General features: G+C 59.4%; 8 protein-coding genes and 2 tRNA genes. 4 read left to right on the top strand and 6 right to left on the bottom strand.

What is annotated here, in order from left to right; all coding sequences use genetic code 11:
• Positions 1 to 1,005: cysteine--tRNA ligase (cysS, locus tag KBA32_RS02915; RefSeq protein ID WP_294355042.1), on the top strand; the 1,005-nt coding region annotated here is incomplete at its 5' end.
• A gap of 71 nt (positions 1,006 to 1,076) precedes the next feature.
• Here cysS and dnaJ read toward each other — a convergent pair.
• The 3 genes from dnaJ to grpE form a co-directional block, all read right to left on the bottom strand.
• Positions 1,077 to 2,213: a molecular chaperone DnaJ gene (dnaJ, locus tag KBA32_RS02910; RefSeq protein ID WP_294355040.1), complete on the bottom strand. Its 1,137-nt coding sequence runs from the start codon at positions 2,211 to 2,213 to the stop codon at positions 1,077 to 1,079.
• Positions 2,214 to 2,292: 79 nt separating this feature from the next.
• Complete coding sequence (dnaK, locus tag KBA32_RS02905) at positions 2,293 to 4,230, bottom strand: molecular chaperone DnaK (RefSeq protein WP_294355037.1); 1,938 nt, start codon at positions 4,228 to 4,230, stop codon at positions 2,293 to 2,295.
• Between the two features lie 85 nt (positions 4,231 to 4,315).
• Positions 4,316 to 4,858: a nucleotide exchange factor GrpE gene (gene grpE / locus KBA32_RS02900; protein ID WP_294355035.1), complete on the bottom strand. Its 543-nt coding sequence runs from the start codon at positions 4,856 to 4,858 to the stop codon at positions 4,316 to 4,318.
• 167 nt (positions 4,859 to 5,025) lie between these two features.
• Between grpE and KBA32_RS02895 the strand changes: the two genes are divergently transcribed.
• Positions 5,026 to 6,363, top strand: a complete 1,338-nt coding sequence (locus KBA32_RS02895; protein ID WP_294355032.1) for a serine/threonine-protein kinase — start codon at positions 5,026 to 5,028, stop codon at positions 6,361 to 6,363.
• Between the two features lie 19 nt (positions 6,364 to 6,382).
• On the opposite strand, the gene KBA32_RS02890 is transcribed toward KBA32_RS02895, so the two are convergent.
• The 3 genes from KBA32_RS02890 to hrcA all read right to left on the bottom strand — a co-directional run bounded on the left by KBA32_RS02890 (position 6,383) and on the right by hrcA (position 9,679).
• Complete coding sequence (locus KBA32_RS02890) at positions 6,383 to 7,444, bottom strand: VCBS repeat-containing protein (protein WP_294355031.1); 1,062 nt, start codon at positions 7,442 to 7,444, stop codon at positions 6,383 to 6,385.
• A gap of 92 nt (positions 7,445 to 7,536) precedes the next feature.
• Positions 7,537 to 8,640 carry a ferrochelatase gene (hemH, locus tag KBA32_RS02885; RefSeq protein WP_294355028.1) on the bottom strand — a complete coding sequence of 368 codons (1,104 nt, stop codon included), beginning with the start codon at positions 8,638 to 8,640 and terminating at the stop codon, positions 7,537 to 7,539.
• 10 nt (positions 8,641 to 8,650) lie between these two features.
• A complete protein-coding gene (gene hrcA / locus KBA32_RS02880; protein ID WP_294355026.1) occupies positions 8,651 to 9,679 on the bottom strand; it encodes a heat-inducible transcriptional repressor HrcA in 1,029 nt (342 codons plus the stop codon).
• A gap of 156 nt (positions 9,680 to 9,835) precedes the next feature.
• Here hrcA and KBA32_RS02875 point away from each other — a divergent pair.
• A tRNA-Arg gene (locus KBA32_RS02875) sits at positions 9,836 to 9,912 on the top strand.
• A 39-nt stretch (positions 9,913 to 9,951) separates the two neighbouring features.
• Positions 9,952 to 10,028: transfer RNA gene (locus KBA32_RS02870), tRNA-Met, on the top strand.
• Positions 10,029 to 10,156: the final 128 nt, after the last annotated feature.

Below are 10,156 nucleotides of genomic sequence, written 5' to 3'. Positions count from 1 at the left end.
CGGTTGGAGCAGAACGGCCTGGCCTACAAGGCAGCCGACGGCGACGTGAATTTCTCGGTGCGCAAGTTTGCCGGGTACGGCAAGCTCTCCGGCAAGTCGCTCGACGATCTGCGCGCCGGCGAGCGCGTCGATGTCGATCAGGCCAAGCACGATCCGCTCGATTTCGTGCTCTGGAAGCACGCCAAGGAAGGCGAGCCGTCGTGGACGTCGCCGTGGGGTAATGGCCGCCCGGGCTGGCACATCGAGTGCTCGGCGATGAGTTCGGATCTGCTCGGCAAGCACTTCGATATCCACGGCGGCGGGCAGGACCTGCAGTTCCCGCACCACGAGAACGAGATCGCTCAGTCGGAAGGCGCGCACCAGTGCAGTTTCGTGAATTACTGGATGCACAACGGCTTCGTTCGCGTCGACGACGAGAAGATGTCGAAATCGCTCGGCAATTTCTTCAGCATCCGCGAGGTTCTGAAAAAGTACGACTCCGAAGTCGTGCGCTTTTTCATCCTGCGCGCGCACTACCGCAGTCCGCTCAACTATTCGGACATGCACCTCGATGATGCACGGCACGCGCTGGGCCGGCTGTACACGTCGCTCAAGGCGGTGCAGGGTGACGACGTCGCGGTGGATTGGAACGAGGCGCATGCGCAACGTTTCAAGGCGGCGATGGACGACGACTTCAATACGCCGGAAGCGTGTGCCGTCTTGTTTGACCTGGCTTCAGAGGTCAACCGCGGCAAATCTGCGGCTCTGGCGGGCCAACTGAAGGCGCTCGCCGGTTTGCTTGGCCTGCTCAAGCGCGACCCGCAGGTGTTCCTCCAGGCGACGCCGTCGGGCGGCGAGGCTGGGAGCGAGTTTTCGACGGAGAAGATCGAAGCGCTGATTGCCGACCGCGTTGCGGCGAAGAAGGGCAAGAATTTCGCCGAAGCCGATCGTATTCGCGCCGAACTTCTGGCTGCCGGCATCGTGCTGGAAGATGGGGCGCAGGGAACGAGCTGGCGCCGCGCGTAAGCATAGACAGCACTTCAATGAAAAAAGCCCGTTGATATTCAACGGGCTTTTTTACTTGTTACGACGTTTGATCAGCTGGCGGCGAAGAAGTCGCGCACACGATCCATCCACGATTTCGCGCGCGGATTGTGCCGTTCGGCGTCGCCCTTGCTCGTTTCGTCGAGTTCGCGGAGCAGTTCTTTCTGGCGATCGGTCAGATTGACCGGCGTTTCGACGACGACGTGGCAGAGCAGGTCGCCGTGGCTGTGGCTGCGCACGCCCTTGATGCCCTTGCCGCGCAGACGGAAGATTTTCCCCGATTGCGTTTCGGCCGGAATCTTCAGATTTGCTGCGCCGTCGAGCGTCGGGATTTCAATCTCGCCGCCGAGCGCTGCCGTCGTGAAACTGATCGGCATCTCGCAGTGCAGATCGTTCTGCTCACGCTGGAAGACCGGGTGCGCCTTGAGGTGAATCTGCACGTACAGATCGCCGGACGGGCCGCCATTGACGCCGTGTTCGCCCTCGCCTGAGAGGCGAATGCGATCGCCCTCGTCAACCCCCGCCGGGATTTTCACCGCCAGCGTCTTGTGCTGCTTGACGCGTCCGGCGCCGTGGCAGCTGCCGCACGGTTCGGCGATGAACTTGCCGGTGCCGTGACATTTCGGGCAGGTCTGCTGGATCGAGAAAAAGCCTTGCTGGATACGCACCTGGCCGCTGCCTTGGCAGGTCGGGCAGGTCTTCGGCTGTGTACCCGCCTTGGCGCCAGTGCCCTTGCACGGCTCGCAGGCTTCCATCGTCGGGATGCGGATCTTCGTTTCCGTACCGAACGCGGCTTGTTCAAGCGTGATCTCGAGGTTGTAACGCAGGTCGGCGCCACGATAGACATTGGAACGACCGCCGCCGCCTCCACGACCGCCGCCGAAAATTTCGTCGAAGATGCCGCCGAAGGCGTCGGAGAAACCGCCAGCGCCGCCGAAACCGCCGCCGCCCATGCCCGATTGCGGGTCGACGCCGGCATGGCCGTATTGATCGTAGGCCGCACGCTTCTGGCTGTCCGAGAGGATTTCGTAGGCTTCCTTGGCTTCCTTGAAGTGTTCTTCCGCCTTGGGATTGTCCGGATTGCGGTCCGGGTGGTGCTTCATGGCCAGCTTGCGGTAGGCCTTCTTGATTTCTTCGTCCGAGGCGTCGCGATTGACGCCGAGAATGTCGTAAAAGTCGCGTTTTGCCATGAGTAGGAATGCCGGATGAGGTAATGCAAATGGGCGAGGGCGCGATTATACGCTCCTCGCCCGGGACGACCTTTGCTGCTTACTTCTTGTCTTTGACTTCCGTGTACTCGGCATCGACGACGTCGCCGTCATCCTTGGACGCTTCGGCGCCACCTGCTGCACCCGATGCGTCGGCACCCGCCGCGCCGGCTTCAGCCTGCTGCTTGGCGTACATCTTTTCGCCGAGCTTCTGGGCGGCGGTGCCGAGGGCTTCGCTCTTCTGCTTGATGACGTCGATCTCGTTGCCGCGGATCGCGTCTTCGGCATCCTTGATCGCGGCTTCGATCGTCGACTTTTCGTCGTCGCCGAGTTCCTTGCCGTACTCGGTCATCGATTTCTTGACCATGTGGATCATGCCGTCGCACTGGTTGCGCGCTTCGGCGAGTTCGTGCGCCTTCTTGTCTTCCTCGGCGTGCACCTCGGCGTCCTGCACCATGCGCTGAACTTCTTCCTCCGAGAGGCCCGAAGATGCCTGGATCTTGATCTTGTTTTCCTTGCCGGTCGCCTTGTCCTTGGCTGAGACGTGCAGGATACCGTTGGCGTCGATGTCGAAGGTGACTTCGATCTGCGGCATGCCGCGCGGCGCCGGCGGAATGTCGGAGAGGTTGAACTGGCCGAGGCTCTTGTTGCCGGATGCCATCTCGCGCTCACCTTGCAGGACGTGGATGGTCACCGCCGACTGGTTGTCGTCGGCCGTGGAGAAGACTTGCGACGCCTTGGTCGGGATCGTCGTGTTCTTCTTGATCAGCTTGGTCATCACGCCGCCCAGCGTTTCGATGCCGAGCGAGAGCGGGGTGACGTCGAGCAGCAGCACGTCCTTGACTTCGCCTTGCAGCACGCCGCCCTGGATCGCGGCGCCGACGGCGACGGCTTCATCCGGGTTGACGTCGCGGCGCGGTTCCTGGCCGAAGAATTCCTTGACCTTCTCCTGTACCTTCGGCATCCGGCTCTGGCCACCGACGAGGATGACGTCGTCGATGTCGGTGATCTTGACGCCGGCGTCCTTAAGCGCGATGCGGCAGGGCTCGATGGTGCGCTCGACTAGTTCGTCGACCAGCGATTCGAACTTGGCGCGCGTGATCTTTTGCGTCAGGTGCTTAGGCCCCGAGGCATCCGCCGTGATGTACGGCAGGTTGATTTCGGTCTGCTGGCTCGAGGAAAGCTCGATCTTGGCTTTTTCGGCGGCGTCCTTCAGGCGCTGCAGCGCCAGCACATCGGTCTTCAGGTTGGCGCCGGTTTCCTTCTTGAACTCTTCGATGATGTAGTCGATCAGGCGCTGATCGAAGTCTTCGCCGCCGAGGAAGGTGTCGCCGTTGGTGGAAAGCACTTCGAACTGGTGCTCGCCGTCGATCTCGGCGATTTCGATGATCGAGATGTCGAAGGTGCCGCCGCCGAGGTCATAGACGGCGATTTTCTTGTCGCCCTGTTTCTTGTCCATACCGAAGGCAAGGGCGGCCGCGGTCGGCTCGTTGATGATGCGCTTGACTTCGAGACCGGCGATACGGCCGGCGTCCTTGGTCGCCTGGCGCTGGCTGTCGTTGAAGTAGGCAGGCACGGTGATGACGGCTTCGGTGACTTCTTCGCCGAGGTAGTCTTCGGCGGTCTTCTTCATCTTGCGCAGCACTTCGGCCGAGACTTGCGGCGGGGCGATCTTGCCACCGCGCACTTCAACCCAGGCGTCGCCGTTGTCGGCCTTGAGGATCTTGAACGGCATCAGGCCGATGTCCTTCTGCACTTCCTTTTCTTCGAAACGGCGGCCGATCAGGCGCTTGACCGCGTACAGCGTGTTCTTCGGGTTGGTGACGGCCTGACGCTTGGCCGGTGCGCCGCACAGGATTTCACCGTCCTCGGTGTAGGCGACGATCGACGGCGTGGTGCGTGCGCCTTCGGAGTTTTCGATGACCTTCGGCTTGCCGCCTTCCATGACGGAAACGCAGGAGTTGGTCGTGCCCAGGTCGATACCAATGATTTTGCCCATTTTCTTGTCCTCTAAATTGAATTCGTGAATACCGTAACGTTTGCAGTCGTCGGATGTGCCTTAAGTGAGGCTGTCAGCCGTCTTTTCAAGCCTTGGGTTTGGCGACCATGACCAGCGCCGGGCGCAGGACGCGTTCGGCGATCAGGTAGCCTTTTTGCAGCACGGTGACGACGGTGTTCGCTTCCTGGTCGGAATCGACCATGCTGATCGCCTGATGGAAGTGGGGGTCGAACTTCTCGCCCAACGGATTGACTTCCTTCAGTCCGGATTTCTCGAAAGCCGCGACGAGTTGCTTGAGCGTCAGTTCGCTACCGGCTTTCATGCTCTCGACGCTCGGCGTGTCCGCTGCGAGGGCCGCTTCCAGGCTGTCCTTGACGGCCAGCAATTCGCCGGCAAAGCGTTCGACCGCAAATTTCGATGCCTTGGCGATGTCTTCCTGGGCGCGGCGGCGGACGTTCTCGGTTTCGGCCTTGGCGCGCAACCAGGCATCGTGGTGCTCTTCCGCCTTGAGTTCGGCCTGGCGGATCATTTCCTCAAGACTCGGGGTGGTTTCAGGCGTGTGTTGTTCCGTGCTTTCGGGGGCCGGATCAGGTTGGTTCTCAGTGATTTCGTGGTCTTGCGTCTGCATGAGTAGGTCTCTCCCGGAAAAACTGCACGCTACTTTGGGGCGGGATTGTCGATTTCAAGCGCTTCGGGTGTGTTTTTTGGCGGCGCGGAAAAATATAATCAGGGGCGCGGCAGCTTGCTGTCGAATAACCGCGTCATTTGGGTGCGAGCGAGAAGAACGGGACTGTCATGACTGAAAAGATAGGCAAGTACGAAGTCATCCGAATCCTCGGCAAGGGGGCAACGGCGGTCGTGTATCTCGCGCGCGATCCGGATGCGCAGCGCGAAGTCGCCATCAAGCTGATCAAGTTCGGCGAGGACAACGCGGCGATGTCGCGCCGTTTGCGCAAGCTGTTCCAGACCGAGGACGCAATCGGCAGGCGGCTCGATCATCCCAATATCGTCAGGATCTACGATGCGGTGATCGAGGCCGACCAGGCGTATCTCGTCATGGAATTCATCGAAGGAACGGCGCTCGATCAGTATTGTGCGATCAATCGCCTGCTGCCCATGCACCGGGTGATCGGGATCATCTTCAAGTGTTGTCTGGCGCTCGACCACGCGTTCCGGCAAGGCGTCGTGCATCGCGACATCAAGCCGGCCAACATCCTGATCGACGCGGACGACAATCCGAAAATCACTGACTTTGGCCTGGCGCTCAATCTGCACAAGGACATGAACAAGGATTCGACCTTCGTCATGGGGGTGGGGTCACCGGCTTACATGTCGCCTGAGCAGATCAAGAACTATCCGCTGAACCAGAAAACCGACCTCTATTCGCTCGGTGTGCTGTTGTTTCAGCTGCTTACGGGACGTTTGCCGTTCCGCGCCGGCAATCAGGGCGCGCTGGTGTACAAGATCGTCAACGCCGATACGCCGTCGATTTGCGCCCTGAACCCGAATTTGCCGGTGGGCCTCGATCCGATCATCAAGAAAGCGTTGGAGAAGGATCTTTACAGCCGCTATCGCAACGGCGCCGAGTTCGCCAAGGATCTTTCCACCGTTCGCTACCAGATCCTCGATGAGGGATCGACGCAGCAGGATCTGACGCATTTCGAGAAGCTGCGCAGCCTGGAGTTCTTCACCGATTTCGAAGACGTCGAGCTATGGGAAGTGCTGCGCATCAGCGTCTGGCGTGAAGTGTCGGAGAAGGTGGCATTGATTCGGGAAGGCGACAACAACCGGCTGTTCGGGGTCGTCGTCACCGGCTTTGTCGAGGTGTCGGTCGAAGGGCGGGCGGTCTGCCGTCTCGGGTCCGGCGAGGTTGTCGGCGAAATGGCCTACCTGCATCCCTGCGAAACAAAACGTACGTCGACGGTCGTGACACTCGAGCCGACGCTGTTCCTGGAGATTAACAGCGCAGCGCTCGACTTGGGTTCGGACGAAGTGCTCGAGCGTTTCCACAAGACACTGGTTGCCAAGGTGATCGCCCGCCTTCGCGGCGCGAACAAGGCGCTCGCCAAACTCGGGCAACCAGCGGTGCGCGGTATCAGCGCCGGTTGTGATCTGGAGTTGGCACCGCCCTGATTGCGACCGAGCCGTGTCGCTAAACGGTCAGGTCGATCTGCTGAATCGTTCCGGCTGCGCCATCTTCACGAAGATAGATGCCGGTCGCGCGAATCTCGCCTTGCTGGTGGTTCCGCGAATCCTTCAGCTCGAACGGCGTGGCAACGCGGGCCAGGCTGATGGCTCCGACATTTTCCTGCGTCAACGTCGATAGCTGATCCTTGCTGGTACTGTCTTTGGTCCAAATGCTCAGCTTCTCGTACGCAGCGTCGTTTTCATCGATCCACCCGTTGTTGTCCGAGTCGAGCGTAGCCAGTTCGGCAAAACCGTCGCCGCTCTTTGCGCCGAACAGTTCCGAGCCATTGTTGATCTTCCCGTCGCCGTTGCGGTCGAGTGCGAGGAATCCGCTGCCGCCTGTCACGAAGTTGATGTCGTCCGTTTGACCATCAGAATCGAGATCGAACTTGAAGCGCTGGCTGGTCAGCTGCGCCGCGTTGCCTCCGAAGTTGATGACCAAAGGGTCTTTCTTCTGGCGCGCGTCGCCGAGCCGGATGCTGACGTTCGACTCCTCGTGATAGCTCCGGGTCATCGAAAGCGAGAGGTCGAAGCTGATTTCCTTGCCGTCTTCCGTCCGAATTACCCCGTTGGCTTCGAACGTCGTCTGTTCCACTTCGCTGTAACTCTCGTGGTAATCGTACTCGACGCCAAAACCGGCGGGTTGCTGCGGACTCGCCGCGGCCGGCGACTGGTTCGGGCTTTCGAGGTTGGGCGCGGGGTTGTCGACGCCGAGTTCTTCTGAGTCGAAAACATCAACTTCACGGTCGGTCAGCATGGCGATCATGGCTCGGAGCAGTCGCAGCATCGGATCGTTCTCGGCAGCATCGATACTGTCCTGGATTGCGCTTGCCTCGCTTGACTGCGCGGTCTTCGCATCCTCGGAGATCTGAACGGTTGCCGACGGTTGAGAGAGAACGCTCTGCTCGCGACCTTCAAAATCGGGCCGTCGGTTTCCGACCCAAGCGCGCAGCGATTCGCTGACCTCGTGCTGCTGTGTCTTTGTGTGACCGGACTCAAGTTGCAAGGCCGAACTGGCAATCTTCATGGTGACCTCCATCAACTTCACGCGGGGCGCCCGCGCAAGAAGTTAACGGCAGCAGAGGGCGATCACTTGAGTGGAGCGTTGCAGTGATCGGCTCAGAGTTTGGCGCCGAGCGCCTTGGCCCGTAATGCGCTGATCGAGAGCGCGGCTCTGTCGGGCTGGCTGCGTGTCGGCCAGCCTTGCAGATGGTTGGCGGCGAGAACTGTCAGGGCCTTTATCCAGTCCTCGCGCTCATTGAGGCAAGGGATGTAATGGAACTCGCGGCCGCCAGCCTGCAGAAACTTGCTTTTTCCTTCCATCGCGATTTCGTCGAGAGTTTCCAGACAGTCGGCCGTAAAACCGGGGCAAATGGCGTCAACCCGCTCGACACCGGATTGAGCGAGTTCAACGAGTGTCTGTGCGGTGTAAGGCTTGAGCCATTCAGTGCGCCCGAAGCGCGATTGGAACGTGATCTGATACTGGTCCGTTCCGAGATTCAGCGACTCGGCCAGCAGCCTGCCGGTCTTTTGGCACTCGCAGTGGTAAGGATCGCCTTTCTCTAGTGTGTATCGGGGAACGCCGTGAAAACTCATCACCAGGCAATAGGAGTTCGTCGGGCGACCATGCTTTAGCCAGTGTTGCCGAACGCTACTAGATAGCGCCTCAATGTAGCCCGTGTCGTCGGCAAAACTGCGGACGGTGCGGATCTCCGGCTGGTTTCTGAGCGTCCTCGCCCAGTCGTATACGGCGTCGAGTGCGGTGGCTGTGGTACTCAACGAATACTGAGGATAGAGCGGCACCAGCAGTATGCGTTTGCAGCCCTCGGCCTTCAGGCGGGTGAGCGTGCTGGCGATCGATGGGCGGCCATAGCGCATTGCGTAGTCGACGACGACCTGATGGCCCGTGTTGCCGAGGAGGCCGCGTAGCAATCTTGTTTGCTTTTCGCAATGGACCTTCAGTGGTGAGCCATCGGGCGTCCAGATCGAGGCGTATTTCTCGGCTGACTTCTTCGGTCGCGTATTGAGGATGATGCCATTGAGGATCGGCCACCAGAGCGCTCGCGGAATCTCGACGACACGAGGATCCGAAAGGAATTCCTTGAGATAGCGCCGAACAGCTAGCGGTGTGGGAGCCTCTGGTGTCCCCAGATTAATCAGCAGTACCGCTGTATGTTCTGCTGATCCGTGTTCGTATCGAGGTTCCGGCAGGAGGCTGGTCATTGGATCACGGTCAGGAATTTACTTGGTAGGTCAGGGCTGAAGAGAGCAGTTTGGCGGTGATGTCGACAATCGGAATCACGCGCTCGTAGGCCATGCGTGTCGGCCCGATCACGCCGACCGACCCGACAATCTGGCCGTCGACTTCATACGGCGCCGTGACCACGCTGCATTCGTCGAGTGGCGCCAGTCCGGATTCGCCGCCGATGAAGATCTGGATGCCGTCGGCGCGATGGGAGATGTCCAGCAGTTGCATGAGCGCCGTACGTTGCTCGAACAAATCGAAGAGTTCACGCAACCGCTTCATGTTCGAGGAAAATTCTTCGACTTCGAGCAGGTTTCGTTCCCCCGAGATGATGTACTGGTCGCTGTTGTGCTTCATCGCGTCGTCACCGGCTGCGAGTGCGGCAGCCATGAGATCCTGTAGATCGCCCCGGATCTTTTGCAGATCTGCTCGGACTTGATTGCGAATCTGTACGAAATCGTTTCCCGCGAAGTACTGATTAAGATAGTTGGTCGCTACGACCAACTCCGAGGCGGAATAAGGCCGCTCGCTAAAAAGGATGCGGTTCTGCACATCGCCGTCGGTGGTAACGATGATCAGCAGGATGCGCTTCTCCGAAAGGCTGACAAACTCTATCTGCCGGATCTTTGGCGTCTTCCTGCGTGGCGAAAGGACGATGCCCGCGAAGTGGGTGAGTCCGGAGAGTAGATGTGAAGCGCTGCTGATCAGAGGTTGAGGTTGTGACGGCCGCAGTTGCCCTTCGATTGCATGAATCTTTTCTGCTTCAAGCGGGCGCATTGTGAGCAAGCTGTCCACGAAGAAACGGTAGCCGCGTGGCGTCGGTACTCGGCCGGCCGAAGTGTGCGGGCTGGCGATGTAGCCAAGTTCTTCGAGATCTGCCATTACGTTACGTACCGTCGCGGCGGACAGGTCAAGACCGGAGAACTTGGAGAGCGCGCGTGAGCCAACCGGTTGACCATCGGCGATGTAGCGTTCGATCAGTGTCTTTAGCAGGGTCTTGGAGCGATCATCTAGCATGGCTTGATTTTACAAATAATCTCTCGTGCAAGAAAACGCACCCGGGAGGAATTGCCAAGCGGATTGTGAGGAGTGAATTCGTAGATCAAAAAAGTGTAGAAAACGCTTGCCTAACCCTAAATCGATCTATATAATGCGCAGCTCACTTGATGCAGCGCGCCCGTAGCTCAGTTGGATAGAGTACTTGGCTACGAACCAAGGGGTCGGGCGTTCGAATCGCTCCGGGCGCGCCAGGCATTTAGTTAGGTTGCAAAGTTGTGTAGCCGTTCGGGCGCGGGGTGGAGCAGTCTGGCAGCTCGTCGGGCTCATAACCCGAAGGTCACAGGTTCAAATCCTGTCCCCGCAACCATAGTTCTTTAAAAACTGGACAATCGATAGGTGTGGGTTCTTGGTCTGGTGACGTGCCCTTGGCACGAAGCTAAAAAGATGAAGTAACTCGCACGATGTAAAAAGACTGTAGGTCTTTGGATCTGCAGG

It is taken from the genome of Propionivibrio sp. (genome assembly GCF_017995515.1).
In the GTDB taxonomy this organism is placed as follows: Bacteria; Pseudomonadota; Gammaproteobacteria; order Burkholderiales; family Rhodocyclaceae; genus Propionivibrio.
The sequence above is the reverse complement of the archived record's forward strand: the minus strand, read 5'-3'. Positions and strand labels throughout refer to the sequence as shown.

What these genes read in the sequence shown, in the direction of transcription:
- dnaJ (WP_294355040.1), bottom strand. Translation starts at nt 2,213, where the DNA reads ATGGCAAAACGCGACTTTTACGACATTCTCGGCGTCAATCGCGACGCC.
- dnaK (WP_294355037.1), bottom strand. Translation starts at nt 4,230, where the DNA reads ATGGGCAAAATCATTGGTATCGACCTGGGCACGACCAACTCCTGCGTT.
- grpE (WP_294355035.1), bottom strand. Translation starts at nt 4,858, where the DNA reads ATGCAGACGCAAGACCACGAAATCACTGAGAACCAACCTGATCCGGCC.
- KBA32_RS02895 (WP_294355032.1), top strand. Translation starts at nt 5,026, where the DNA reads ATGACTGAAAAGATAGGCAAGTACGAAGTCATCCGAATCCTCGGCAAG.
- KBA32_RS02890 (WP_294355031.1), bottom strand. Translation starts at nt 7,444, where the DNA reads ATGAAGATTGCCAGTTCGGCCTTGCAACTTGAGTCCGGTCACACAAAG.
- hemH (WP_294355028.1), bottom strand. Translation starts at nt 8,640, where the DNA reads ATGACCAGCCTCCTGCCGGAACCTCGATACGAACACGGATCAGCAGAA.
- hrcA (WP_294355026.1), bottom strand. Translation starts at nt 9,679, where the DNA reads ATGCTAGATGATCGCTCCAAGACCCTGCTAAAGACACTGATCGAACGC.